Source organism: Pectobacterium aquaticum, assembly GCF_003382565.3.
GTDB lineage: Bacteria > Pseudomonadota > Gammaproteobacteria > Enterobacterales > Enterobacteriaceae > Pectobacterium > Pectobacterium aquaticum.
The window spans coordinates 1,896,704-1,921,942 of the sequence record NZ_CP086253.1; the positions used below are offsets into that span (position 1 = coordinate 1,896,704).

Below are 25,239 nucleotides of genomic sequence, written 5' to 3' on the forward strand. Positions count from 1 at the left end.
GACGTTGCGGCCGATTGCACCTTAGTGGTGCTTGTCTCCACCGCGCAAATAAATTACCCAATATGTCAAACCGACCATTACGCCACCGCCGATGATGTTCCCTAGGGTGACGGGAATCAGATTGTCGGTAATAAAGTGGCTAACGGTTAAATGTTCAAACTGAGACGGCACCATGCCAATGGCATCCCAGAATTCTGGGGTCGCAAAATTTTTGATAACGATGCCCATAGGAATCATGAACATGTTGGCGATACTGTGCTCAAAGCCGCTGGAAACAAACATGGCGACAGGCAGAATCATGGCAAACATTTTGTCTGTAAGCGTACGGCCGGAATAACTCATCCACACGGCCAGACAAACCAACAGGTTGGCCAGAATACCCAGACACAGCGCTTCAACAAACGTGTGTTCAAGTTTGTGTTCAGCTGTTTTCAGGACATTAAGCCCCCACGCACCGTTTGCGACCATATGCTCTCCCGAGAACCAGATAAGTCCAACGAAGAAAAGCGCGCCAATCAGGTTGCCGACATAGACATTTGCCCAGTTACAGGCTAGTTGCTTCCAGGTAATACGTCCACTGGCTTTGGCAATCACGATGAGAACGGTTGAGGTAAACAAGTCTGCACCGCAGACGACCACCAACATGAGGCCAAGGGAGAAACAGATACCACCGATCAACTTCGCGATGCCGAAAGGAATCGTTGCGGTCCCCGTGGTAGCCGTAATATAAAAGACGAAGGCGATCGAAATAAACACCCCCGCAGTGATCGCTAAATAAAACGTCGTGTACGGTTGTTTGGTAGCTTTATAGACTCCGGCGTCTTCAGCAACTTTTGCCATAGCGGCCGGAAGTAATAGAGTAAAGGGGTTGTCAGCTTTCACACTAACTCTCTCTTAAAAATTATCAGCGTTGAGATACTAACAAAGCAGTATACGGTAAAATTTGACGTGGATCATATTGCAAGAAATTAACAGGTTGGTGGGGAGGGTGAAATACCGAGATTTTATTGTTAATTTATTGAATTTTATAATAAAAAAATATTTTAAATTTTACAAAAAGAGTTGAATGGCATACGTTAAACCTACCGATTTAGCGTTAATAAAAATCATGTTTTGTAGAATTTCAGTACCACCTTGTTGATGTAATTTAATTAAAAATTCACCATTCAATAACAATATTCTAATTATACATTACGAATAATAAATATTGCCCTTTGGACAATAAAATAGCCCTTTAAGATAAAGGGCTATTTCTCGGTTGCTATTTGTACTCGATCGCACTCATCGATATAAAACGCGTGCTGATTTCATCATTCTGGCATTATTTTGCTTGCCAATAACGACGTTTCGCCTGTTGCAGTTTTTCATAGGCAGCCAGCAGCGATTGGTGTGCAGGTAAAGAGCTAAAGGTGTCATCCACGGCAAACAGACCATAGAAGCAGGCTTCGCCAGCAACCGCAGCGCTAGCGGCATCGACGGTCTCACTGCCGTACATTTTGGTGAAGGCATCGTAATATTCTGCCGGATCGCGCTCAGGCTCTTGCGCCAGTAACAGCAGGGTCTGCAGGCAACGGTAATAATTGCTGCGCTGTGCCGTAAAGACGGAGTCGTTGAAATCTTGCGTCCACTCTGTCCAGGTCAGCGCCTGATCCAGATCGCCTCCAGCCAGAGCCAGCATGGCTTTCAATTCGCCAACGCGCAGAGTGAGCCAGCCATTATCTTTGCCGGTGGCAATGCCAAGCAGCTCGCGTATGCGGGTGAAATCATCCAGACCTTCGTCATCCAACTGTTGCAACAGCGTCAGATAGTCTTCTTTTTCCCATTTGCTGTCAGGCAGCGCCAGCAGCGTGTCACGCAGGTGAGCACCCATGCTGTTATTGGCCAGCAACAGATCGTCGGCAGGGTAGATGTCCGACATTCCCGGTACGATGATGCGGCAGGCATAAACGGCCAGATGCTCATAGTCAGCAATGTAGACTTCTTTATCTTCCTGCTTGAAGATCGCCATCAATGTAGCGAATTCTTCTTCCGTCGACCCTTTAAAGCTCCAGTCGGCAAACTCATAATCCGCTGTTTTCTTGAACATATCCCAAGAGATCAGACCGCTGGAGTCGATAAAGTGGGTTTCCAGATTAGCGTGCTCGGCAACTTCTTCATCATCGAACGTCGGTGGGGTGAACACGTCTAAATCTTTCAGGCCACGGCCTTGCAGCAGCTCGGTAACGGTACGCTCCAGCGCCACGCCGAAGTCAGGGTGCGCGCCGAAGGAGGCAAAGCAGGTGCCGTTGGCGGGATTAAACAGCACCACGCAGATAACCGGATATTTCCCGCCCAGTGAGGCATCGTAAGAGAAAATCGGGAAACCTTCTTTTTCCAGCGTTGCAATCGCTTCCACCACGCCTGGGTAGCGGTTCAGCACCTCTTGCGGAATTTCTGGCAGGCTGATGGATTCGGCAATGATGCGGTTCTTGATGCTGCGCTCAAACACTTCAGACAGCCCCTGAACGCGGGCCTCGTTGGCGGTGTTACCTGCGGACATCCCGTTAGATACGTACAGGTTACCGATGATATTCATCGGGATATAAACGGTTTGCTGATCGGATTGACGGGTAAACGGCAGTGCGCAAATGCCTCTGTCGGCATTGCCAGATTGCAGATCGATCAGATCGCTGGCGCTCAGTTCCTGCTCAGGATCGTAAAACTGATGCAGACGGGCATCCAGAATACCTTCCGGTAGCGCATCATCTTCTGGAATCGGGAACCATTTTTCATTCGGGTAGTGAACGAAATCACCGTTGGCGATCGTCTTGCCGAGATAGAAGTCAGCGAAGAAATAGTTGGTGGACAGACGCTCGAAATACTCGCCTAACGCGGAAGCAAGTGCCGCTTTCTTACTGGCGCCTTTGCCGTTAGTGAAGCAGAGCGGGCAATCGCGGTCTCGAATATGGACAGACCAGACATTTGGCACCGGGTTCAGCCATGACGCTTCTTCGATGTTAAACCCCAGGTCTTGGAGCTGTTGTTGAAAACGGGCGATGGAATCTTCCAGGGCGGCGTCTTTGCCTGGGATAAACGTTTGAGTCATGGTGTTCACTCTTATCGAGATTAGCGGAAGCGGCATGATACGGATTTTTCTGCCCAGACTCTATTTATTCATAACAGATCGGCAACAGTGAAAAAGAACAGGCTGCGTAACGTGCCGTTTTGCATAATGAAAGCGCAATAAGCGTTGCAGCCGCGATTGACGAGTGATAAAACCGATAGCAGGGTAAAAGTAGTGTGGTTATGGCGGTTGTTCCGTTATAACTACTATCTTGTAACAGCGGTATTTTTATAACCGTCAGGTTTATAAAAATGGTATTTGTAACAACGGTGATAAAAAGAGCCGCTATTTTTCAGGTGTGGTGAGGGGAAATGACTCAGATTTTTAATTTTAGCGCCGGTCCAGCAATGCTGCCGGTTGAAGTACTGCGTCGTGCTGAACAGGAATTGTGTAATTGGAATGGCCTGGGTACATCGGTCATGGAAATCAGCCACCGCAGTAAAGAGTTTATGCAGGTTGCCGCTGAATCCGAACAAGATCTGCGTGATTTGCTGAAAATCCCCTCCAACTACAAAGTGCTCTTTTGCCACGGTGGTGCGCGTGCGCAATTCGCCGCAGTGCCGTTAAACCTCCTGGGCGAACGCTCAACAGCCGACTACATCGACGGTGGATATTGGGCCCACAGCGCAATCAATGAAGCAGAAAAATACTGCACACCTAACGTGATTGACGTGAAAACGCGTGTAGGCGATCTGCGCGGCATTAAGCCGATGCGTGAATGGAAATTGTCTGATGACGCGGCGTTTGTGCATTACTGTCCGAATGAAACCATTGACGGTATTGCGATCGAAGAAGAGCCGGATTTTGGCGATAAAATTGTGGTCGCCGACTATTCTTCCAGCATTCTGTCTCGCCGTATTGACGTCAGTCGCTATGGTGTGATCTACGCCGGTGCGCAGAAAAATATCGGCCCGGCCGGTCTGACGCTAGTCATCGTGCGTGACGATTTGCTGGGCAAAGCGCGCCGTGAGCTGCCATCGATTCTGGATTATCAGGTTCTGGCGGACAATGACTCCATGTTTAACACGCCACCGACCTTTGCCTGGTACCTGTCCGGCATGGTCTTCAAATGGCTGAAAGAGTACGGCGGTCTGGCTGAAATGGAAAAACGTAACCAAGAGAAGGCCGACCTGCTGTATAGCGCGATTGATGGTAACGATTTCTATCGTAATGACGTCGCGGTAGCGAACCGTTCTCGCATGAATGTGCCGTTCCTGCTGGCGGACTCTGCGCTGGATAAAGTCTTCCTGGAAGAATCCGTTGCTGCGGGTCTGCACGCGCTGAAAGGTCATCGCGTAGTGGGCGGCATGCGTGCTTCTATCTACAATGCGATGCCGCTGGAAGGCGTGAAAGCGCTGACGGAATTTATGGCTGACTTCGCGCGTCGCCACGGTTGATTAAGACCGCCCCTCGATACATTTTGATCAGCCCCGGACTTTCCGGGGTTTTTATGTCCACGTTGAAAGAATAGGCTTTACATGCAGGAATCCCTGACGCTACAACCCATCAAACTGATTAACGGTACCCTTAACCTTCCTGGCTCAAAAAGCGTCTCTAACCGTGCGCTTTTGCTGGCGGCCTTGGCTGAAGGAAAGACCCGGCTGACTAACCTGTTAGACAGTGACGATGTCCGCCATATGCTTACCGCTCTAACGGCGTTGGGAGTGGACTACCACCTGTCGTCTGACCGGGCTGTGTGTGAGATTTCGGGGCTGGGTGGTGCGTTTACGGCATCGCAACCGTTGGAACTGTTTTTAGGGAATGCTGGTACCGCGATGCGTCCACTGGCTGCCGCACTGTGTCTGACCGATGGCGATATTGTGCTGACAGGCGAACCGCGGATGAAAGAGCGCCCAATCGGGCATTTGGTCGATGCACTGCGTCAGGGCGGGGCGAAAATTGACTATCTGGAGCAGGAAAATTACCCACCGCTTCGTCTGCACGGTGGTTTTCAGGGCGGCGAAATCAGCGTAGATGGCAGTGTATCAAGCCAGTTCCTGACTGCGCTGCTGATGACCGCGCCTCTGGCTACGCAGGATACGCAAATCAGCATTCAGGGCGATCTGGTTTCCAAACCGTATATCGATATCACGCTGCATATGATGAAAGCGTTTGGTATTGAAGTGCGTCATGAAAACTATCAGCGATTCTTCGTGGCGGGTCGCCAGCAGTATCGCTCACCGGGTGACTATCTGGTGGAAGGTGATGCGTCATCAGCCTCTTACTTCCTGGCTGCCGCGGCGATTAAAGGCGGTGTTGTGCGTGTGACCGGCGTAGGCCGTAATAGCGTACAGGGCGACATTCGCTTTGCTGATGTGCTGGAAAAAATGGGAGCAACCGTGCGCTGGGGTGAGGATTATATTGAATGTGAACGCGGTGAGCTGCACGCGATCGACATGGATATGAATCACATTCCTGATGCTGCGATGACTATCGCGACGGCGGCGCTTTTCGCGCAGGGTGGTACTACCACGCTGCGTAATATCTTTAACTGGCGCGTGAAAGAAACCGATCGTCTGGCGGCAATGGCGATTGAGCTACGTAAAGTTGGCGCGGAAGTTGAAGAGGGTAATGACTACATTCGCATTACGCCGCCGACTAAGCTAAAAGTGGCAGAAATCGGCACGTACAACGATCACCGTATGGCGATGTGTTTCTCGCTGGTCGCGCTATCGGATACGCCAGTTACGATTCTGGATCCGAAATGTACGGCTAAAACCTTCCCGGACTACTTCGAACAGCTGGCACGCCTCAGCGAGCTAGCCTGATCTCTCTCTAAGGCACGGTTTCCGTGCCTTTTTTCTCTATCGATTTCTCCAAGCTACGCTCAGCATTTCTTCTGAAATTGCGTACCGCGTTCAGAAAATGTCTTATTTTTCGCGCCATTCCGGCATTGGGGTAACCTTTCTCTGTATTGATGCGTATAATGATGCTCCGTAATGCCATAAAACGGCATAAGCGGAACTTCCCAGTATTAAAGGAGAGAGAAATGGCGGTAATGGCACCGGTAATTACGGTTGACGGACCGAGCGGCGCAGGCAAAGGTACCTTGTGTAAGGCATTGGCTGAAGCTTTACAATGGAACCTGCTGGACTCGGGGGCTATCTATCGTGTTTTGGCTCTGGCGGCATTGCACCACCATGTGGATATCAGTTCGGAAGATGCGCTGGTTCCGCTGGCTTCTCATCTCGATGTGCGTTTTGTTGCAGAAGATGGGCAACTGAAAGTCATCCTGGAAGGCGAAGACGTTAGCCATGAAATTCGGACTGAAGCGGTAGGTAACACGGCGTCTCAGGCCGCGGCTTTTCCTCGCGTTCGTGAAGCATTATTACGTCGGCAGCGTGCATTTCGCGAGGCTCCGGGGTTGATTGCTGATGGCCGAGACATGGGAACGGTCGTCTTTCCTGATGCACCCGTGAAGATTTTTTTGGATGCCAGTGCGGAAGAACGCGCACAACGTCGCATGCTACAGTTGCAGGGGAAGGGCTTTAATGTTAACTTTGAACGTCTTTTGTCTGAGATAAAAGAACGGGATGAGCGCGATCGTAGCCGCCCTGTTGCGCCGTTAGTGCCTGCTGCCGATGCGTTGGTGCTGGATTCAACGGAAATGACGATCGATGAAGTGATAGCGCGCGCGTTGGCTTATGCCCGCGAAATTTTAGCGTAATCACAAAAAACTAAATTTTTACCTCGCTGTAAGGATGCACAGCGGGGCATGTTAAACAACCCCATCGAGCAGGATGCCAGATGGACGTTAAATTGAAACCCTTAAGATTATCAAACATGACTGAATCTTTTGCTCAACTCTTTGAAGAATCCCTGAAAGAAATCGAAACCCGTCCTGGTTCCATCGTACGTGGTGTTGTTGTTGCTATTGATAAAGATGTCGTACTGGTTGACGCCGGTCTGAAATCTGAATCTGCTATTCCGGTAGAGCAATTCAAGAACGCACAGGGCGAACTGGAAATTCAGGTTGGTGATGAAGTTGACGTTGCTCTGGACGCTATCGAAGATGGCTTCGGTGAAACGCTGCTTTCTCGCGAAAAAGCTAAACGTCATGAAGCATGGCTGACGCTGGAAAAAGCTTACGAAGAAGCTGCAACGGTTACCGGTATTATCAACGGTAAAGTTAAAGGCGGTTTCACTGTTGAGCTGAACGGCATTCGCGCGTTCCTGCCAGGTTCTCTGGTAGACGTTCGTCCGGTTCGCGACACGCTGCATCTGGAAGGCAAAGAGCTTGAGTTCAAAGTTATCAAGCTGGATCAGAAACGCAACAACGTTGTTGTTTCCCGCCGTGCAGTTATCGAATCTGAAAACAGTGCTGAGCGCGATCAACTGCTGGAAAACCTGCAGGAAGGCATGGAAGTTAAAGGTATCGTTAAGAACCTTACTGACTACGGTGCATTCGTTGATCTGGGCGGCGTTGATGGCCTGCTGCATATCACTGATATGGCTTGGAAACGTGTTAAACATCCAAGCGAAATCGTCAATGTGGGCGACGAAATCACTGTTAAAGTGCTGAAATTCGACCGCGAACGTACCCGTGTGTCTCTGGGTCTGAAACAGCTGGGCGAAGATCCATGGGTCGCTATCGCTAAGCGTTACCCAGAAAGCACGCGTCTGACTGGCCGCGTAACCAACTTGACTGACTACGGCTGCTTCGTTGAAATCGAAGAAGGCGTTGAAGGTCTGGTGCACGTTTCCGAAATGGATTGGACCAACAAAAACATCCACCCATCCAAAGTTGTTAACGTTGGCGACGTAGTAGAAGTCATGGTTCTGGACATCGACGAAGAACGTCGTCGTATCTCTCTGGGCCTGAAACAGTGCAAATCTAACCCATGGCAACTGTTCGCAGAAACCCACAACAAGGGTGACCGCGTTGAAGGTAAAATCAAGTCTATCACTGACTTTGGTATCTTCATCGGTCTGGACGGCGGCATCGACGGTCTGGTTCACCTGTCCGACATCTCTTGGAACGTGGCTGGCGAAGAAGCCGTTCGCGAATTCAAGAAAGGTGATGAAATCGCCGCTGTTGTTCTGCAGGTTGACGCAGAGCGCGAGCGTATCTCCTTGGGTGTGAAACAACTGTCTGAAGACCCGTTCAATAACTACCTGTCTGTTAACAAGAAAGGTGCTATTGTTACTGGTAAAGTTACAGCAGTTGACGCCAAAGGTGCTACAGTTGAATTAGCAGACGGTGTTGAAGGCTATCTGCGTGCTTCTGACGCTTCTCGTGACCGCGTTGAAGATGCAACTCTGGTATTGAGCGTTGGCGACAGCGTTGAAGCGAAATACACCGGTGTTGATCGTAAAAACCGCGTTGTTAGCCTGTCTGTTCGTGCGAAAGACGAAGCTGATGAGAAAGATGCAATCGCAACTGTTAACAACAAGCCGGAAGAAAACAATTTCTCCAGCGCGATGGCAGAAGCGTTCAAAGCAGCTAAAGGCGAGTAATCACTACGGTGGAATGAGCAACGTAAATTGCTCATTCTTGTAACGGTAGTCAGTTATCCTGGTTATTGATAACCGCACTTGGAGGAGCTATGACCAAGTCTGAACTTATTGAAAGGCTTGCTGGACAGCAATCTCATATCCCAGCCAAAGTGGTTGAGGATGCAGTGAAAGAAATGCTCGAACAAATGGCTTCTACGCTAGCCGAAGGCGACCGTATTGAAATCCGTGGGTTTGGCAGTTTTTCACTTCACTACCGTGCACCGCGTGTAGGTCGTAATCCGAAAACGGGTGACAAAGTTGAGTTGGAAGGTAAGTACGTCCCTCACTTTAAGCCAGGTAAGGAACTCCGCGACCGCGCTAATATTTACGGCTAATCGTTAGTCTTAAATACCAGCCTTATAAAAGCACCCATCTCGGGTGCTTTTTTACATTTATCGCTCTTGTTCTCTCCAAACTTCCCACTATTGATGCTTCGAGCTGATTACTCATCAGAATGCGATCCCACGTAATACGCTTCCTTTTTGCCCTTCACGTTTCTAAGTGATCGCCAGCACACGAAATATGAATTTTTTGATTTTCAACTGCTTGGACGTTGACGCTTCTAATTTAATTGCCTATTTTTTATTCGGTACATTAACATTTCTAATGCGTTACCTCTAAATAAGGAAAGTGTATGAGTGAAGCATGTGGCCATTCCGGTAGCATAAGCTGTTCCTGCTGTAGCCCTCTGTGGAAATCATTTTTCCCCGATACGCCAGTTGAGATCCCTGAGGGGGAGAACAGCCTACATATTGAAACGAAGCTATTCCGTTCCGCACCAAATAAGGATGGGAGCCCTGGAGAAGCTATTCTGACGTTAGAGGATGGGAAGGAAGTTGCAGTTGAGGCCATGGGCATTCGTGACGGACTGGTGGTTGCGACGGGTTCGTATCAGGATGTGAAAGCCAAAATGCCGAAAAACACGTCTGAGCATCAATTATCAGGCAAACAAACGCTGTTACCGGGGTTGATTGAGCCGCATGTCCACATCACTAGCTCCGCGATGCTTTCTGGTATTGGTAATGATGTTAGCCCATTTGAAGAGCAAAAATTACGCAAAAGTTATAACCGTAGCTGGGTGATATCCCATCTACAGGAGAAGGCGTTACCGCATAAATCCGATAAATGGCTTATCGGATTTGGTGCTGATCCATCGCTGTTTGTTGAGGGAAATAAGGCATTTGATGCTGATGCTCTCGATAAAATCACGACACTCCAACCGGTATTTGTCCTCAATGCCTCGATGCATCTTGCTTATATCAATCATGCAGCGATTAAGTGTGTTAAAGACTATTATGCAGATAAACCACCCCTTGTCCCACCTATCAGCGAAAACGGTATCCTTAAGGAAATAGTTGGTATCCAGCCAGTGCTAAATGTCATGGTCAGTAGCTACCCTAAAACGGAATTGGCGGTAAAGCTCATTGCCTCAATGAGCAAACTGTTTGCTTTGGCGAGTAAACGTGGCGTGACTTATATGCTCGATGCGGGTGTTGAACCAAAAGGCGATAAGCCTGGCTTCGATCAAGTTGGTTTTCTTGACAAATGGGCTCATCTTTCGATTTGTCCGGTGCGTATAGGCGGTGCGCTGATTGTTACGAGTAGTGAGGATTTTGAAAATAAAGTGGTGAATTATTACTCTCCGGGGTATGGAGATGAACACTTTCACTTGCCGTATATCAAGGTTATTTCAGATGGTTCAAACCAAGGGCTGACGGGGTATCAATCCACCCCGTACTGCTGTAATCACCTCTATGAAAAAACGCCGAGCGTGGATAATGTCGGTGCCTTCAACTTTGACCCATCCACTAATATCAATACGCTGGTGCAGAACGTTGTAGATAAAAACTGGTCATTGATGATTCATACGAATGGCGATGAAGCCATCAAGCTGACCTTAGCGTCTTTTAAACTGGCTGGCGTGACATCAGATACTTACGAACTGCGGCGGGATCGTTTGGAACATGCCTCCCTGCTCACTGACGATCATCTTGTGGAAATGAAACAGCTCGGTATTTCCCCCAGTTTCTTAATTGGTCATGTGGGGTATTGGGGCTGGGCATTCCAGCAAACCATTCTGGGAGAGGATCGCGCTAATCACCTTGATCGCTGCCAATCCGCTCTTAATCACGGGATGAGGATTACGCTACACAGCGATAATGGTGTTACACCGCTTGGCCCGCTGCGCATGATGGAACAGGCGATTTCTCGTGTTATGGAAGGCGCACCTCAACAGGTGACTCCTGCTGTGTTGCGCGAGCAAGAGCGGATTTCCCGTTTCGCCGCGCTTAAAGCCGCAACTTATGATGCCGCCTGGCAGTGTCATGCAGATCAATGGGTCGGATCGTTGGTCGCTGGTAAATGTGCTGATTTTATTATTCTGGCAGATTCCCCGCTGACCTATGATTCAGCAGATAAAAATAATCCCGTGAAAGGTATGCGTGATATTCCGGTTCTGGAAACCTGGAAAGGGGGGCGTAAGGTGTACTCAAGCTAACACGGCGATGTTGCCATCATAAAGCCCCGCGTTATCAGCAAGCGATAACGCAGGGAACTGACTTACTTATTATGACGGGCTTTCAGGCGATTGATAATCGTCGCCAGATCTAAATCCTGATCCTGCAACAGCACCAGCAGGTGGTACATCAAATCCGCGGCTTCGTTGGTCAGTTCTTCGCGGTCATGCACCGTTGCTGCTAATGCCGCTTCCAATCCTTCCTCACCGACTTTCTGCGCAATGCGCTTGGTGCCGCTGGCATACAGACGCGCAGTGTAAGAACTATCTGGGTCAGCATGCTTACGCTCGGCTAGCAGTTGCTCTAGCTGATAGAGGAACGTCCAGTCGCTGGCAGCAGGCGAGAAGCAACTGCTGGTGCCAAGGTGACAGGTTGGTCCGATAGGGTTAACCAGAATCAGCAGTGTATCGTTATCGCAGTCTGGCGTAATAGAGACGACATTCAGGAAATGGCCGGAAGATTCGCCTTTAGTCCACAGACGCTGCTTGGTACGCGAAAAAAACGTCACTTTGCCGCTCTTTTCTGTGGCCTGTAAGGCATCCTGATTCATGTAGCCCAGCATCAACACTTCACCGGATACGGCATGTTGCACGACAACTGGCAGCATACCGTCCGTTTTTTCCCAATCGAGTTGGTTTCGTTGTTCGTCGTTTAGAAAAACTGCTTCGCTTAACACACTCGAATCTCCACACCCTGTTGCTTAAGATATTGTTTCAGTTCGCCAATATTAATAATTTGCTTGTGAAACACCGATGCAGCCAGCGCGCCATCAACGTGGGCGGTTTGGAATGCATCCAGAAAATGTTCCATGGTGCCTGCGCCGCCGGAAGCAATAAGCGGGACATGACAGACATTACGCACCAGATTTAACTGGTGTAAATCATAGCCGTTGCGCACGCCGTCCTGATTCATCATGTTCAGGACAATCTCACCCGCGCCACGCTTTTGCACTTCTTCAACCCAATCCAGCGTTTCCCAGGTGGTGACTTTGGTGCGCGCTTCATCGCCAGTGTACTGATTGACATGGTAGCGGCCCGTCGCAGCATCGTGCCAGGTATCAATCCCAACAACGATGCACTGGACGCCATAGCGGTCAGCCAGTCGGGTAATCAGCTCAGGGTCGGCCAGCGCCGGTGAGTTGATGGAAATCTTATCCGCGCCGAAAGAGAGGATCTGACCTGCTTCTTCCACGCTTTTAATGCCGCCCGCCACGCAGAACGGAATATCAATCACTTCCGCGACGCGGGATACCCAGCTTTTATCGACTACACGGCCATCGGAAGAGGCGGTGATATCATAAAAGACTAACTCATCGGCCCCTTCCTGCGCGTAGCGCTGCGCCAGTGGGACGATGTCGCCGATGATTTCGTGGTTGCGAAACTGTACACCTTTGACGACCTGACCGTTACGCACGTCCAGACAGGGAATTATCCGTTTTGCCAGCATGAAATAGCCTCCGCGACGTTGAATTTACCTTCCAGCAGCGCACGACCCACGATCACACCCTGCACACCGCTGCCGCGTAAATTGGCGATATCCGTCAGATTACCGATGCCGCCGGATGCCTGAAAGGCAATCTGCGGGTAGCGCTGGCTGATTTCACGATAGAGCTCGACGTTGGAGCCGCTCAGCGTACCGTCACGAGAAATGTCAGTGCACAGCACATGTTTCAGACCAAACGGCAGATATTGTTCGACGACCTGCTCAAGCGTGGCGTTTGAATTTTCCTGCCAGCCGCTGATAGCGACGAACTTCGTGCCGTTAGCATCGATGCGCACGTCCAGCGCCAGCACCAGCGCTTCTGCGCCGTAGCGGGTGAACCATTGTTGAACGAGTTCCGGCTGCTTAACGGCGGTGGAGCCGATGACGACACGGCTGGCTCCGGCTTTTAATAACGCTTCCACGTCCTGTTCGGTGCGGATACCGCCGCCGATTTGAACCGGTACGCTAACGCCTGCCAACAGCGTGGTTAACAATGGGATTTGGCGGGCAGAAGGATCTTTTGCACCGGTTAAATCCACCAAATGCAACACGCCAGCCCCTTGTTGCTGATAATCCTGTAAACGGGGAAGCGGATCGCTGCCGTACTGGCGCTGTTGGCCATAATCACCCTGATGTAGACGGACAACCTGTCCATCAATCAGATCTAATGCGGGAATAATCATGACGCTCTACATCTCCAGAAAGTTTTTCAGCAGTTGCGCGCCCGCAGCACCCGAACGCTCAGGGTGGAACTGCACGCCAAAGAAGTTATCTTTTTCCAGCGCAGCGGTGAAGGCTTCGCCATAGTTGGCTTGTGCAATCGTGTTTTCGCAGACCGGCATGGCATAGCTGTGAACGAAATAGAAATAGGCCCCGTCATCGATATCGCGGAACAAACGATGCCCGGCCTTTGGAATGACCTGGTTCCAGCCCATATGCGGCAGCGGTAAGCCGTGGTCAACCATCTTTTTCACTGGCGTGTCGACAATCCCCAGCGTGGGGATACCGCCGTTTTCGTCGCTGTTTGTGCCCAACAACTGCATGCCGAGGCAAATACCGAGCACAGGTTGAGTACAGGCTTTGATCAGCGCGATCAGTTCACGTTCTTCCAGTTGATTCATCGCCGCCTGCGCGGTGCCAACGCCCGGCAGAAACAGCTTGTCCGCTTGTAGGACAATCTCGGCCTCGCGGCTCACAATGGGCGTGTACCCCAACCGCTGCACGGCGTAGGTCACCGAAGAGAGGTTAGCGCAGCCGGTATCAAGAATGACGACCTTCATCAGAGCACTCCTTTCGAGCTCGGCAGCGTGTCACCCTCGACGCGAATGGCCTGACGCAGCGTGCGTCCGAAGACTTTGAACAAGCTTTCCACACGGTGATGATCGTTACGCCCTTTGGTTTTCAGGTGCAGCGTGCAGGCCATGGAATAAGACAGTGAGCGGAAGAAGTGTTCGACCATTTCCGTACTCAGATCGCCGACGCGCTGGTAGCTGAACTCCGCTTTGTATTCCAGATGCGGACGGCCTGAAATATCCAGCGCACAGCGTGCCAGACACTCATCCATCGGCAGGACGAAGCCAAAGCGGCCAATGCCGCGTTTGTCACCCAGCGCTTTATTCAGGGCTTCGCCCAGCGCCAGACCGGTATCTTCTACCGTGTGGTGATCGTCGATATATAGATCGCCTTTCACCTCAATGTTCATGCGGAATCCACCGTGGGTGGCGATTTGATCCAACATGTGATCGAAGAAGCCGACGCCGGTGTTGATCTTGCTGCCGCCTTCCTGATCCAGCCAGACGTTCACGTCAATTGCGGTTTCACGCGTGACGCGGTTGACATGTGCGTGGCGGTTACGCTTGGTTAACTGGTTGGTAATCGCTTGCCAATTCAGTGCACCGCGTTGGTAGAGGAGGCCGGTTATGCCCATATTTTGTGCCAGTTGGATATCGGTCTGGCGATCGCCGATGACGTAGCTATTTGCTACATCCATCAGGCCATTATTCAAATAGGCAGTGACCAGTTCAGTCTTGGGCTTGCGGCAAGTGCAGTTATCCGCCGGCAGATGCGGGCAGATCAGCACTTGCTCAAAACGGATGCCCTGCGATGTCAGAATCTGCATCATCAGGTTGTGCGGTGGATCGAAGGTTTCCTGCGGAAAGCTCTCGGTTCCCAACCCATCCTGATTCGTAATCATCACCAGCGTATAGCCCGCTTTTTGCAGCGCCAGCAGCGAGGGAATGACATCTGGTTCCAGCGCCAGTTTATCCAGACGGTCAACCTGAAAATCTTCAGGCGGTTCAGCAATCAATGTTCCGTCACGGTCGATAAAGAGGTATTTCTGGCCCACGTGAGCTCCTTAAAATTAAGCGTTGATGCCCGGCAATGATTGTAATGCAGCAACAACGCGTTCACATTCGTAGCGGTTGCCGATAGTAATGCGCAAACAGCCTGCTAGGCTCGGTTGCTTATTTTGGTCACGCAGAATAATGCCTTGATCCCACAGCGTTTTAAATACAGAGGGGGAGGCGGTAAAGCGCACCAGCAGATAGTTACTCTCACTGGGGAAGATTTCTTCAATGCAGGGAATGTCTTTTAAGGCATCGCTCAGCCAGCGGCGAGTGGAGGTAATTTCCTCAACATTCGCCTTCATTTTAGCGATCCCTTCGTGACTCAGCGCCTGCGCGGCGATATCTGCCACTGGGGTAGACAGCGGGTAAGGGGCAATCACCTTCAGCAGAAGCTGAATGACCTCAGGGTTCGCTAGCGTGAAGCCACAGCGCAATCCAGCGAGTGAAAAGGCTTTGGACAAGGTACGCAGAATCACCAAATGTGGGAATTCGTCCAGCCAGACCGAGGTGGTCGCCTGCGGACAGAATTCAATGTAGGCTTCATCAATAACGACCAACGCTTTGCCCTGTGCCAGCGTGAGCAACTGGCGTAAATCCTCCCGTGCAATCAGGTTGCCGGTTGGGTTGTTCGGGCTACATACGTAAATGACCTTAGTGCCGTCTAACTGTGCTTCAATCGCATCGAGATCCAACTGCCAGTCTGATTTACTGGCTACGGTGCGACGTTCGACGCCAAACGTCTCAGCGCTGACGGCGTACATGCCATAGGTTGGCGGACAGAACAGGATGGCATCTTTCCCCGGTTCGCAGAACGCGCGGATCAGCAGCTCGATACCTTCGTCGGCACCGCGGCTGACCAGAACCTGCTCAGGCGTTACGCCAGCATATTCAGCGTAACGGTTGATCACCATGACCGGCTGACATTCCGGGTAGCGGTTCAGCGTCTGTAGCGTTAACTGAAATGCTGGTGCTTCCGGATATTCATTGGCATTCAGCCAGACATCGCCGTTCCCACCCAGACGACGGGCAGATTGGTAGGGGGTCAACGCACGGACGTTGGCGCGTGCCAATTCTTCAATGCTGCTCATACTTGCTCCTTCAGTGCTGCAACACGCAGGGTAACGGCGTTTTTGTGGGCAGTCAGCTGTTCGGCCTGTGCCAATATTTCTATGGTCGGCGCCAGTTGCAGTAACCCCTGCGGCGTGAGCTGCTGTACGGTCATGCGTTTCTGGAAATCGGCTAAACCCAAGCTTGAATAGGTCGAGGTATAGCCATAGGTCGGCAGAACGTGGTTGGTGCCGGAGGCGTAGTCGCCCGCGGATTCCGGTGACCAGTCACCAAGGAACACGGAACCCGCGCTGGTGATGCTATCAACCAGTGATTCGGCGTCGCGCGTCTGGATGATCAGGTGCTCTGGGCCATATTGATTGCTGATTTCAATGCATTGTGCCAAATCACGCGCGACGATGACACGGCTGCTGGCAAGTGCCTGACGCGCGATGTCCGCACGGGACAGTTGTGTGAGCTGCTCTTCAACGGCGTCCGCCACGGCTTTGGCCATTGCTGCGTCAGGCGTGAGCAGGATGACCTGTGAATCCGGACCGTGTTCTGCCTGCGACAACAGGTCGGAGGCGACAAACGCGGGCGTCGCGCCGCTGTCGGCGATCACTAATACTTCGGATGGCCCAGCAGGCATATCAATGGCCGCGCCATCGAGTTGCTGACTAACCTGCCGCTTGGCTTCTGTCACATAGGCGTTGCCGGGGCCAAAGATTTTATCCACTTTCGGCACGCTCTCGGTGCCAAATGCCATCGCGGCAATCGCTTGCGCCCCTCCGAGCTGAAAGACTTCTTTGATGCCGCACAACTGTGCAGCATACAGAATTTCATCGGCAATCGGCGGCGGTGAGCACAGCACCACGCGGCCGCAGCCTGCGATGCGTGAAGGTGTTCCCAGCATCAGCACGGTTGACGGCAGCGGGGCTGAGCCCCCAGGAATATACAGCCCGACGGTTGCGATAGGGCGCGTGAGCTGCTGGCAACGTACGCCCGGCTGTGTTTCGATATCGACAATCGGCAGCTTTTGCGCGTTGTGGAATGTCTCGATATTACGCACGGCGATCGCCATCGCCTGTTTGACGTCATCGCCCAGACGAGTGGAGGCGGCGGTAATCTCGGCCTCGGTCACGCGAATCGCATTGACCTGAACCTTATCGAACTGTGCACTGTAGTCACGTAACGCGCCATCACCACGGCTTTTCACGTTTGCCAGAATATCGCTCACGACAGCGGTAATGCGATCTGACGCGGAAATCGCCGGACGAGTCAGTAGCTGACGCTGTTCTTCAACTGAACAGCGTTGCCAGTCGACGAGCGTGCTGAAGCTGCCAGTGCTTTTGGTGTTGTCAGCCATCGTCATCACTCCATCATTTTTTCAATCGGCAGGACCAGAATGGAGCTGGCACCTAATGATTTCAGCTTTTCCATCGTTTCCCAGAACAGCGTTTCGCTGCTGACCATGTGCATGGCAACACGACGCTGATCGCCGGCCAGCGGGAGAATGGTCGGACGTTCGGCACCAGGCAACAGGGAAATAATTTCGTCCAGACGTTCGCTAGGTGCGTGCAGCATGATGTATTTTGATTCACGCGCCTGAATCACGCCTTGCATACGGGTCAGTAGCTTATCGATTAGCTGCTGTTTCTCTGCTGGCATTTCGCCGTCGCGCTGAATCAGGCAGGCTTTGGAACGGTAAATCACTTCGACTTCGCGCAGGCCGTTGGCTTCAAGCGTAGCACCGGTTGATACCAGATCGCAGATAGCATCGGCCAGACCGGCACGCGGTGCGACTTCGACGGAACCGTTGAGCAGACAGGATTTGAAATTGACAGACTGTCTGTCGAGATATTGTTTGAGCAGGTGAGGATAAGAGGTGGCGATACGTTTGTTTTGCAGACATTCAGGACCGGTATAGGCTTCGTCCAATGGCATCGCCAGCGACAGGCGGCAGCCGCCGAAATCCAGACGACGCAGTGTGAAGTAACGCGGATCTTCGCCCTGTGCACGACGGTTTAACAGCTCTTCTTCCAGCACGTTTTCGCCGATAATGCCCAGATCGACCACGCCATCCATGACCAGACCGGGGATGTCGTCATCGCGTACGCGCAGGATATCAATCGGCATATTTTCTGCAAACGCAATCAGACGCTGTTGCTGTAAGTTGATTTTGATCCCGCAGCGCGCCAGCAGTTCGCGTGAATCGTCGCTCAGACGGCCTGACTTCTGCATTGCTATCCGTAAACGTGTTTTATCCAGCATGGAAACCTCATTAACCTGTCAAATTTAAATTTTTGGAAATAGAGCGAGCATAAAAAAACCCTCGGAAGGTGATCTTCCGAGGGCTCTCTTTGTGTTCTGCGCCACTGGAAGATCTTAACGTCTTCCAGCACCAACTGCCCGAAAGACTAATCAGGATGATGGTGATGATGGTGGTTAAACAGAACGCGTGTCATAAAGTGTCTCTTTGTTGTGTCAGTGTTTATTAAATCAATAACGATTTCTGTCGAATAACCTAAACCATGTTCGGGCTGTTGTGCAACATTTTTTTAGCAGATGTGGGAAGTTCGTTTTGGTTGCGTGATGTGCCAGCATAATCGCGCTGGATATCCGCTTTTGATAGGCAGAAAAGACTACGGAATCGGACAGGCATCCGTAGCGGTGGGCGTCAAAGCCGTTTACTCTGTAGGCGTGTATGTACTCGTCATACTTCAAGTTGCATGTGCGTTGGCTGCATTCAGTCACCCGAATCACTTACTTGAGTAAGCTCATCGGGATTCCTTCTCTTGCCGCCTGCCTGAAACTCGAATTATTTAGAGTACTAAGTGTTATAACAGGCTCCTTGCAGGGGAGAACGGCTGATGAAAAAAGTATCGATTGTGGGATTGGGCTGGTTGGGTATGCCGCTAGCTCTGGCGCTCAATGGGCACGGCTACCACGTGACAGGGACGAAAACCACTCAGGATGGCGTGGAAGCAGCGCGAATGAGCGGCATTGAGTGCTATCAACTGGCGCTGACGCCTGAACTGGAATGTGACGCTGATGAACTTAGCGTATTACTACAGGTTGACGTATTGATCGTGACCTTGCCCGCTAGCCGAACGGCGGAAGGGGGCGAAGGGTATGCGCAAGCGGTACAGCAATTGGTGAATATGGCGCGTGTGTTTCATGTCCCGCGTATTATCTTCACCAGTTCAACCTCGGTTTATGGCGATAGCAGCGGCACGGCAAAAGAACACTCGCCGCTACAGCCGACGACGGTAGCAGGGAAAACACTGGTGTCCCTCGAACAGTGGTTGCAGCATCTACCTGATACCTCCGTCGATATCTTGCGTCTTGCGGGGCTGATCGGTGGTGAACGCCATCCTGGACGTTTCCTTGCGGGCAAAACCAATCTGCCGCGCGGTAATCATGGCGTGAATCTGGTGCATCAGGAAGATGTGCTGGCGGCGATCCTGTTGCTGCTTAAGCTTCCGAACGGCGGGCATATCTATAATCTGTGTGCACCAGAACATCCTGCCAGACAGGATTTTTACCCGGAACAGGCGCGCAGATTGCACCTGTCTCCGCCGCAGTTTTCGCCCGTAACCGACAGCGCTCAGGGGAAAATTGTTGATGGACAGCGTATCTGCCATGAACTCGGGTTTGAGTATCAGTACCCTAATCCCTCAACGATGCCGTTGAACGAGGGCTTGTAGCGCTAACCACCATGCGTGCTGATTTGTTGATACCCCGATTTTTTTGAGACCACTATAGGTTTTCTGATATGCCCGGATGTATGTGACGCATCCGGGCTTGAGGCCTTAAAATGACGTCCAGTCGCTTTCTGACGACGCGGATTTTTTGTCTGCCGTTGACACCCGTTTTGGCAACGCGTGGCGTGGCGTAGAGGATGACGCAAGTGAAGCGGATCGGGTGTCGGATTGAGACACGCGGAAGTGTTCGAGCAGCTTCTCTAGCAGCACCGCCTGCTCTTCCAGCGAATTGGCGGCAATAGACGATTCCATCACCAGCGACGCGTTCTGCTGCGTGGTGGTATCCAACTCGCCGATCGCCTGCGCGATTTGCCCAATACCTCGGCTCTGTTCCTCAGAAGCAGAGGAAATTTCCCCCATGATGTCGTTCACGCGGGAAACGGAATCGACGATTTGTTCCATCGTATCTCCGGCAACGGCCACAAGATGGCTACCCGCATTGGTGCGTTCGACCGATTCTGAAATCAACGCTGCGATGTCTTTGGCTGCCTGCGCACTGCGTTGTGCCAAATTGCGGACTTCGCCTGCCACCACGGCAAAACCGCGCCCTTGTTCACCGGCGCGTGCGGCTTCTACCGCGGCGTTCAGCGCCAGAATGTTAGTCTGGAAGGCAATACTGTTGATGACGCTGGTGATATCAGCGATTTTTTTGGAGCTGGCCGCGATATTGTCCATCGTTGTCACCACCTGTTTCACGACCTCACCACCTTTCAGCGCATTCTTGGAGGCATCGGCAGCGATTTGGCTAGCATGCTTGGCGTTGTCGGCGTTGTTTTTCACCGTTGACGTCAGTTCTTCCATGCTAGCCGCGGTTTCAACTACGGCGGCCGACTGCTGCTCTGTACGTGAAGACAGATCGCTATTGCCTGTGGCAATTTTGCTTGCCGACTGGCTGACGCTACCAACGCTGTCCCGCACTTCGGAGATAACGTGGCGCAGCTGTTCATTCATCGTCCCCATTGCGTGGGTAAGCCGCCCCAGTTCATCGTGGCGATCGGTTTGAATCGAGGTGGTGAGATCGCCACTGGCAATACGTTCCGCCAGCGACAGGTTATGGATGATGGGGCGGGTAATAATCCGGGTGATGTAGATCGAAATAATGATACCGATGATGACGGCGATGAGACCGATAATCATGGTAATGGTGGCAGAGTTATAGGCCAGCTCATCGTTTTTCGCTTTGATAATGGCCGTCAGTGCGTTGATGTCGGCACTGCTTTTCGTTCCTGCTCTCATGACCAGATATTCTGCTTTTTTCACGTCATCGAAAGCGGTGTAATAGTCTGCGTTAATCTGTTGATATTGCTTGATGTAATTGCGTAATGCGTCAGCCTGACCTTTCAGATCGGCAGGTAAAATCGGTAAGGCCTGATAGGCTGATTCCGTTTCCGCATAACGGTTATTCAGTGCAGTGACGGTTTTCTCATCTTTTGTTATTTGCAGCTCATAACTCAGCTTTTGCACTTCACTTAACAAGAAAGCGAGTCTACTAATCGCGTAATAGGCATCATTATCGGGGAATGAACTGGTGCTATGAATGGTCTGTGCAACAGGTTCCAGCGTGGCTTGTGCATGGAGTTGATTTATTTTTCCCTGAATAGCAACCGCTTTTTGTGTTGCAACAGACATTGCGGATACCGATGTCTGAAAGCCTTCTAAGTTTTCTTTTAAGCTGTTGATGTGGCCTAACTCATCGGTGCTCCAGGCCAGCGTTTTTGCACTGTCTGTTAAGTCTGTCGCGCTTTTAACGAATTTCGCCAGAATATCTTTTGTCTTTTCATCAGGGGCGTAGAAATATTTAACACGATTTATTTTTGCCTGAAACACCTCAATATTGATGCTGTAAATAAGATTGGTTTTCTCATAGATATCTTTGATGTCTTTAAATCTTTTTGTACTAAGCGATGAGGCAACAATAACGAGTAATAAAATAATGCCGAATCCCGCATACAGTTTATGTGCGATTTTTGTGTTACGGATTCGACTGGCAAGATTCTGCATTATAACTCTCCATGTAGGACGATTTATTAGTAATAATGATCACGATTTTATTGCTAACGATTATTTCACGGTTAATAACGATGTCATGTTTCACGACGGTTTCATTGCTAGCTACTATGAGTTATCGGGCTTTCTTATCGCGATGTTAGTGCCAGAGTAGGGGATAATAACATTTTGTGATGGATATCAAGGCGGGCTGTGCAAATGCACAGTGTTTTATGGGGATACATCCAAAACAACGTAGCTTACTGATTATTTAACGATTTATTGATCATTGAATTCAGCCCTGACGTCATATCAGGGCTGAAGGATCTAATGTTAGAACGTTGTCCAGCCTGAATCCTGCGACTGTTTTGATGCAGGTGGCAGGCGTTTCTGCTGTGGCGGCAAACCGGAGAGATTTGCTTTGGGTTTGCGCCCCTCTTGATCGGACAGGCGGAAGTTCGCCACCATACTTTCGAGTATTGCAGACTGTTCTTCCAGCGAGTTAGCGGAGATTGAGGATTCCATTACCAGCGCCGCATTCTGCTGCGTGGTGGTATCAAGCTCGCTGATGGCGCGAGAAATTTGCTCAATACCGCGGCTTTGCTCATCGGAGGCGGAGGCGATTTCCCCCATGATGTCGTTAACCCGCGAGACAGACGAGACAATCTGATCCATCGCGGTTCCCGCGTTTGCCACCAACTGCGTGCCGACATTGATACGGGATACTGACTCAGATATCAGAGTAGCGATTTCTTTCGCCGCTTGAGAGGTGCGTTGAGAAAGCGTCCGTACCTCGCTGGCAACCACGGCGAATCCACGGCCTTGCTCCCCAGCTCGAGCGGCCTCTACGGCGGCGTTAAGCGCCAGAATATTGGTCTGGAAAGCAATGCTGTTGATAACGGCGGTGATGTCGGCAATCTTTCGTGAGCTGTCTGAAATCCCTGACATGGTATCCACTACATCGCGTACTACTTCGCCGCCTTTGTGCGCATTTTGCGAGGCTTCAGTACTGATTTGGCTCGCTTGTTTGGCGTTTTCGGCGTTGTTTTTCACGGTCGACGTCAGTTCTTCCATGCTGGCGGCAGTTTCTACCACAGCGGCAGACTGCTGCTCGGTGCGCGAGGAGAGGTCGCTGTTACCTGCGGCAATCTTGGCCGCAGAGGTGGACACGCTGTCCACGCTGTCGCGCACATCGCTGATCATATGGCGCAGCTTCTCGTTCATTCTTCCCATGGCGGACGTTAGCTGACCCAATTCATCATCGCGGTCAGCCACGATCGTTGACGTCAGATCGCCTGCGGCGATTTTTTCCGCCAGAGAAAGGTTGTGAATCACGGGGCGGGTGATTTGGCGGGTAATCAGCAGCGAAATGATAATGCCGATCACGACGGCGATGAGGCCAATGATCATCGTGATGGTAGCGGAACCGTATGCCAGTGCATCATTCTTCTCTTTGACGATAGCGATAAGCGCTTTAATAGAGGCGCTGCTTTTATCCCCGCCGACCTTCACGCCGTCTTCGGCTTTTTTCAGATTGTTGACGCTCTGGAAGTAGTCAGCGTTGAGCTTTTTATAGCTGGTGACATAGCTCCGCAGGCCCTCTGCGGCGACCTGCTGTTCAGGCGTCAGTGCCGCAGTGGCGGCCTGGTAGTTGCTGTCAAAGCGACCAAAAGCCTCATCGAGCTTCTTCGCGGCATCGGCATTTTGCTTAAGCTGCAACTCATAGGATAACTGCTTGAGTTCTGAAACCTGCGTTGCCAAATCTTCAGCCTGATATTGCGTTGCGCTATCAGAAGGCTGCTGGCGCAGTTTGGTGTAAAAATCCGCGGTAATGTTTTGCCCGTTGGCGGCGCTGATTTTGTCGCGATTTTCTACCACGCGCTGCGTGGATTTCCCCATCTCGGTGATAGCGTTCTGGAATTCGGTCAGGTTCTGGCCGAGATCGTTGACGAGGGGAGCGCCTTCCGGACTCCATGAGAGCGTTTTCGCTTCAGTGGTTAACTCTGAAGCATGTTTAACGAAGCCCGCCATAGTTTCACGTGACTTCTCTTCATACGAGTAAAAATACTTCAGGCGATTTATTTTGGCCTGAAAGACTTCGATGTTGATGTTGTAAATAAGATTGGTTTTTTCATAGATATCACGAATTTCTCTGAAGCGACCTGCGCTCAGTAGCGATGCAATGATGACCAGTAGCAAGATCACCCCAAACCCAAGATACAACTTTTGGGATATTTTAAGATTTCTGATTTTTTTGGCTAAGAACATGACGTCTCTCCGGGGATGAATTACTGGTGTCGGGTAACGAATTAATAGCGTATATGACCCATAATGCTTATCGGATTTATAGTGGTTTTTTTTAGTGTGAGTGAAGAAACGAATAATAATTTGTGAGGCTTCTCTCGTATTGTTGGACAATTGCACTGCAAGCGCTGGTCGAATTACCAATCTGCGTTACGGTAACCGCTGTAGAGATAAATACAGGGAACTATGATTATTTTTAAAAACTTGAGAAGGAACGGGGTAATTTAGAATTTTTTTTTGAAATATAAGCAGGGTAAAAATAACGAATGGTTAAGTTTTGAATTAATAGAGGTAAGGTGCACTGAGTAGTGCATGACGTTATTACGTTAGCGGATTTTTATCTCAATTTTTATCGTACATTGTTGTCTGACTGTGCCGAATGCCCTATGACGGCTAATCTCACCGTCATAGGATAGGGGGGCTAGTGGGTGCTTTTGGTACGATACAGCCGACGTGGGTGACCAATCTTGCCGTAACGCATTTCGATATCGAGGAACTGATTTTCAACGCAGAACTCCAGATAGCGACGCGCCGTCGTTTTACTGAGTCCGGTTTTTTCGACGATATCATCGATAGAATAGAGTGTATCGCCGTCATCGTTAGCAAAAATCTGCTTGATCAGCCCCAGCGTGTTCTCTTCAATGCCTTTCGCTGAGGAGGAGGAGACTGCGCCGGACGATTGCAACTGATAGAGAATATCTACGTTCTGCTGATCGACAATTTTGTAAGTGTGCTGAGTTTTCACGAATTGAATAAATCGCTCCAGCGAAGAGCGCAGCCGTGGGTAGGAGAGCGGTTTGATAATGTAGTCAAAGGCCCCGCAGCGAATCGCCTGAGCGCAGGTATTCATATCGCTGGCGGCGGTAATGAAGATGACGGAACAGTTCATTCCTTTGAGTAGTTGGCTTTCAATCAGCGAAACCCCTTCGCCGTCAGGCAAATAGTTATCCAGCAAAATCAGGCGCGGCCTGTGCTGCTGAAGGAGCTTTTTGGCTTCAAAAAGCGTAGCGGCAATCCCGACGACACGCAGATTGAAATGTTTTTCAATAAATTCAGCATGAATATTTGCCAGCTTACTTTCATCTTCAACGATTAAGACATCGAAATGTTCAGTGTGCTGCATGGTGTGAATCCCTGTTAGTCTCTGAATTATAAATAAAATAGTGTGTCCGTTATACCTCAAGCGGCCTGTG

At 50.7% G+C, this 25,239-nt stretch carries 21 protein-coding genes and 1 other annotated feature; of the genes, 7 read left to right on the plus strand and 14 right to left on the minus strand.

The features are described from left to right. Positions 1-21: 21 nt before the first annotated feature. Together focA and ycaO are read right to left on the minus strand one after the other, a co-directional pair. Positions 22-882, minus strand: a complete 861-nt coding sequence (gene focA, locus DMB82_RS08880; RefSeq protein WP_116155638.1) for a formate transporter FocA — start codon at positions 880-882, stop codon at positions 22-24. Positions 883-1,321: 439 nt separating this feature from the next. After that, positions 1,322-3,085 carry a 30S ribosomal protein S12 methylthiotransferase accessory factor YcaO gene (gene ycaO / locus DMB82_RS08885; RefSeq protein WP_102116263.1) on the minus strand — a complete coding sequence of 588 codons (1,764 nt, stop codon included), beginning with the start codon at positions 3,083-3,085 and terminating at the stop codon, positions 1,322-1,324. A gap of 329 nt (positions 3,086-3,414) precedes the next feature. Here ycaO and serC point away from each other — a divergent pair, with 329 nt between their 5' ends. The 6 genes from serC (at position 3,415) to DMB82_RS08915 (ending at position 11,096) form a co-directional block, all read left to right on the plus strand. After that, the gene (gene serC, locus DMB82_RS08890; protein ID WP_102116264.1) at positions 3,415-4,500 is read left to right on the plus strand and encodes a 3-phosphoserine/phosphohydroxythreonine transaminase; all 1,086 of its coding nucleotides are present in this window, start codon (positions 3,415-3,417) and stop codon (positions 4,498-4,500) included. An 81-nt stretch (positions 4,501-4,581) separates the two neighbouring features. Then, a complete protein-coding gene (aroA, locus tag DMB82_RS08895) occupies positions 4,582-5,871 on the plus strand; it encodes a 3-phosphoshikimate 1-carboxyvinyltransferase (RefSeq protein ID WP_116163452.1) in 1,290 nt (429 codons plus the stop codon). Between the two features lie 221 nt (positions 5,872-6,092). Beyond that, positions 6,093-6,770, plus strand: a complete 678-nt coding sequence (cmk, locus tag DMB82_RS08900; protein ID WP_102116266.1) for a (d)CMP kinase — start codon at positions 6,093-6,095, stop codon at positions 6,768-6,770. Positions 6,771-6,886: 116 nt separating this feature from the next. Further along, positions 6,887-8,560 carry a 30S ribosomal protein S1 gene (rpsA, locus tag DMB82_RS08905; protein WP_095701896.1) on the plus strand — a complete coding sequence of 558 codons (1,674 nt, stop codon included), beginning with the start codon at positions 6,887-6,889 and terminating at the stop codon, positions 8,558-8,560. An 89-nt stretch (positions 8,561-8,649) separates the two neighbouring features. Further along, complete coding sequence (gene ihfB / locus DMB82_RS08910; protein ID WP_005967571.1) at positions 8,650-8,934, plus strand: integration host factor subunit beta; 285 nt, start codon at positions 8,650-8,652, stop codon at positions 8,932-8,934. Positions 8,935-9,233: 299 nt separating this feature from the next. Continuing rightward, entirely contained in the window at positions 9,234-11,096 is a 1,863-nt protein-coding gene (locus DMB82_RS08915) for an amidohydrolase (RefSeq protein WP_116163450.1), read from the plus strand. 62 nt (positions 11,097-11,158) lie between these two features. On the opposite strand, the gene hisIE is transcribed toward DMB82_RS08915, so the two are convergent. The 9 genes from hisIE to hisL all read right to left on the minus strand — a co-directional run bounded on the left by hisIE (position 11,159) and on the right by hisL (position 18,457). Continuing rightward, complete coding sequence (hisIE, locus tag DMB82_RS08920) at positions 11,159-11,722, minus strand: bifunctional phosphoribosyl-AMP cyclohydrolase/phosphoribosyl-ATP diphosphatase HisIE (RefSeq protein ID WP_230857614.1); 564 nt, start codon at positions 11,720-11,722, stop codon at positions 11,159-11,161. 62 nt (positions 11,723-11,784) lie between these two features. Beyond that, complete coding sequence (hisF, locus tag DMB82_RS08925; RefSeq protein WP_116163448.1) at positions 11,785-12,561, minus strand: imidazole glycerol phosphate synthase subunit HisF; 777 nt, start codon at positions 12,559-12,561, stop codon at positions 11,785-11,787. Continuing rightward, complete coding sequence (gene hisA / locus DMB82_RS08930; RefSeq protein ID WP_102116269.1) at positions 12,543-13,280, minus strand: 1-(5-phosphoribosyl)-5-[(5-phosphoribosylamino)methylideneamino]imidazole-4-carboxamide isomerase; 738 nt, start codon at positions 13,278-13,280, stop codon at positions 12,543-12,545. Before hisA ends, hisF begins: the two co-directional genes overlap by 19 nt. A gap of 6 nt (positions 13,281-13,286) precedes the next feature. Then, positions 13,287-13,877, minus strand: a complete 591-nt coding sequence (hisH, locus tag DMB82_RS08935) for an imidazole glycerol phosphate synthase subunit HisH (protein WP_102116270.1) — start codon at positions 13,875-13,877, stop codon at positions 13,287-13,289. Continuing rightward, on the minus strand, positions 13,877-14,944 hold the full coding sequence (gene hisB / locus DMB82_RS08940; RefSeq protein ID WP_116163446.1) for a bifunctional histidinol-phosphatase/imidazoleglycerol-phosphate dehydratase HisB: 1,068 nt from the start codon (positions 14,942-14,944) through the stop codon (positions 13,877-13,879). The genes hisH and hisB overlap by 1 nt, the downstream gene beginning before the upstream one ends. A gap of 15 nt (positions 14,945-14,959) precedes the next feature. Then, on the minus strand, positions 14,960-16,033 hold the full coding sequence (hisC, locus tag DMB82_RS08945) for a histidinol-phosphate transaminase (protein WP_102116272.1): 1,074 nt from the start codon (positions 16,031-16,033) through the stop codon (positions 14,960-14,962). Next, positions 16,030-17,358: a histidinol dehydrogenase gene (hisD, locus tag DMB82_RS08950; RefSeq protein ID WP_116163530.1), complete on the minus strand. Its 1,329-nt coding sequence runs from the start codon at positions 17,356-17,358 to the stop codon at positions 16,030-16,032. The genes hisC and hisD overlap by 4 nt, the downstream gene beginning before the upstream one ends. 5 nt (positions 17,359-17,363) lie before the next feature. Beyond that, on the minus strand, positions 17,364-18,263 hold the full coding sequence (hisG, locus tag DMB82_RS08955; protein ID WP_102116273.1) for an ATP phosphoribosyltransferase: 900 nt from the start codon (positions 18,261-18,263) through the stop codon (positions 17,364-17,366). A gap of 49 nt (positions 18,264-18,312) precedes the next feature. Beyond that, positions 18,313-18,434: a sequence feature (His leader region), on the minus strand. Beyond that, positions 18,410-18,457: a his operon leader peptide gene (hisL, locus tag DMB82_RS08960; protein ID WP_106389040.1), complete on the minus strand. Its 48-nt coding sequence runs from the start codon at positions 18,455-18,457 to the stop codon at positions 18,410-18,412. (Overlaps the previous feature by 25 nt.) 405 nt (positions 18,458-18,862) lie before the next feature. Here hisL and DMB82_RS08965 point away from each other — a divergent pair, with 405 nt between their 5' ends. Continuing rightward, complete coding sequence (locus DMB82_RS08965) at positions 18,863-19,699, plus strand: SDR family oxidoreductase (RefSeq protein ID WP_102116274.1); 837 nt, start codon at positions 18,863-18,865, stop codon at positions 19,697-19,699. Between the two features lie 105 nt (positions 19,700-19,804). On the opposite strand, the gene DMB82_RS08970 is transcribed toward DMB82_RS08965, so the two are convergent. The 3 genes from DMB82_RS08970 to DMB82_RS08980 all read right to left on the minus strand — a co-directional run bounded on the left by DMB82_RS08970 (position 19,805) and on the right by DMB82_RS08980 (position 25,169). After that, positions 19,805-21,757 carry a methyl-accepting chemotaxis protein gene (locus DMB82_RS08970; RefSeq protein WP_102116275.1) on the minus strand — a complete coding sequence of 651 codons (1,953 nt, stop codon included), beginning with the start codon at positions 21,755-21,757 and terminating at the stop codon, positions 19,805-19,807. A gap of 318 nt (positions 21,758-22,075) precedes the next feature. After that, complete coding sequence (locus DMB82_RS08975) at positions 22,076-24,010, minus strand: methyl-accepting chemotaxis protein (RefSeq protein WP_109225609.1); 1,935 nt, start codon at positions 24,008-24,010, stop codon at positions 22,076-22,078. 457 nt (positions 24,011-24,467) lie between these two features. After that, entirely contained in the window at positions 24,468-25,169 is a 702-nt protein-coding gene (locus tag DMB82_RS08980) for a response regulator (protein WP_116163444.1), read from the minus strand. Positions 25,170-25,239 lie beyond the last annotated feature (70 nt).

What these genes read in the sequence shown, in the direction of transcription:
- serC (WP_102116264.1), top strand. Translation starts at nt 3,415, where the DNA reads ATGACTCAGATTTTTAATTTTAGCGCCGGTCCAGCAATGCTGCCGGTT.
- DMB82_RS08970 (WP_102116275.1), bottom strand. Translation starts at nt 21,757, where the DNA reads ATGCAGAATCTTGCCAGTCGAATCCGTAACACAAAAATCGCACATAAA.
- cmk (WP_102116266.1), top strand. Translation starts at nt 6,093, where the DNA reads ATGGCGGTAATGGCACCGGTAATTACGGTTGACGGACCGAGCGGCGCA.
- DMB82_RS08915 (WP_116163450.1), top strand. Translation starts at nt 9,234, where the DNA reads ATGAGTGAAGCATGTGGCCATTCCGGTAGCATAAGCTGTTCCTGCTGT.
- ycaO (WP_102116263.1), bottom strand. Translation starts at nt 3,085, where the DNA reads ATGACTCAAACGTTTATCCCAGGCAAAGACGCCGCCCTGGAAGATTCC.
- DMB82_RS08980 (WP_116163444.1), bottom strand. Translation starts at nt 25,169, where the DNA reads ATGCAGCACACTGAACATTTCGATGTCTTAATCGTTGAAGATGAAAGT.
- DMB82_RS08975 (WP_109225609.1), bottom strand. Translation starts at nt 24,010, where the DNA reads ATGTTCTTAGCCAAAAAAATCAGAAATCTTAAAATATCCCAAAAGTTG.
- hisC (WP_102116272.1), bottom strand. Translation starts at nt 16,033, where the DNA reads ATGAGCAGCATTGAAGAATTGGCACGCGCCAACGTCCGTGCGTTGACC.
- ihfB (WP_005967571.1), top strand. Translation starts at nt 8,650, where the DNA reads ATGACCAAGTCTGAACTTATTGAAAGGCTTGCTGGACAGCAATCTCAT.
- DMB82_RS08965 (WP_102116274.1), top strand. Translation starts at nt 18,863, where the DNA reads ATGAAAAAAGTATCGATTGTGGGATTGGGCTGGTTGGGTATGCCGCTA.
- hisA (WP_102116269.1), bottom strand. Translation starts at nt 13,280, where the DNA reads ATGATTATTCCCGCATTAGATCTGATTGATGGACAGGTTGTCCGTCTA.
- hisF (WP_116163448.1), bottom strand. Translation starts at nt 12,561, where the DNA reads ATGCTGGCAAAACGGATAATTCCCTGTCTGGACGTGCGTAACGGTCAG.
- hisIE (WP_230857614.1), bottom strand. Translation starts at nt 11,722, where the DNA reads ATGCTGCCAGTTGTCGTGCAACATGCCGTATCCGGTGAAGTGTTGATG.
- rpsA (WP_095701896.1), top strand. Translation starts at nt 6,887, where the DNA reads ATGACTGAATCTTTTGCTCAACTCTTTGAAGAATCCCTGAAAGAAATC.
- hisH (WP_102116270.1), bottom strand. Translation starts at nt 13,877, where the DNA reads ATGAAGGTCGTCATTCTTGATACCGGCTGCGCTAACCTCTCTTCGGTG.
- aroA (WP_116163452.1), top strand. Translation starts at nt 4,582, where the DNA reads ATGCAGGAATCCCTGACGCTACAACCCATCAAACTGATTAACGGTACC.
- hisD (WP_116163530.1), bottom strand. Translation starts at nt 17,358, where the DNA reads ATGGCTGACAACACCAAAAGCACTGGCAGCTTCAGCACGCTCGTCGAC.
- hisG (WP_102116273.1), bottom strand. Translation starts at nt 18,263, where the DNA reads ATGCTGGATAAAACACGTTTACGGATAGCAATGCAGAAGTCAGGCCGT.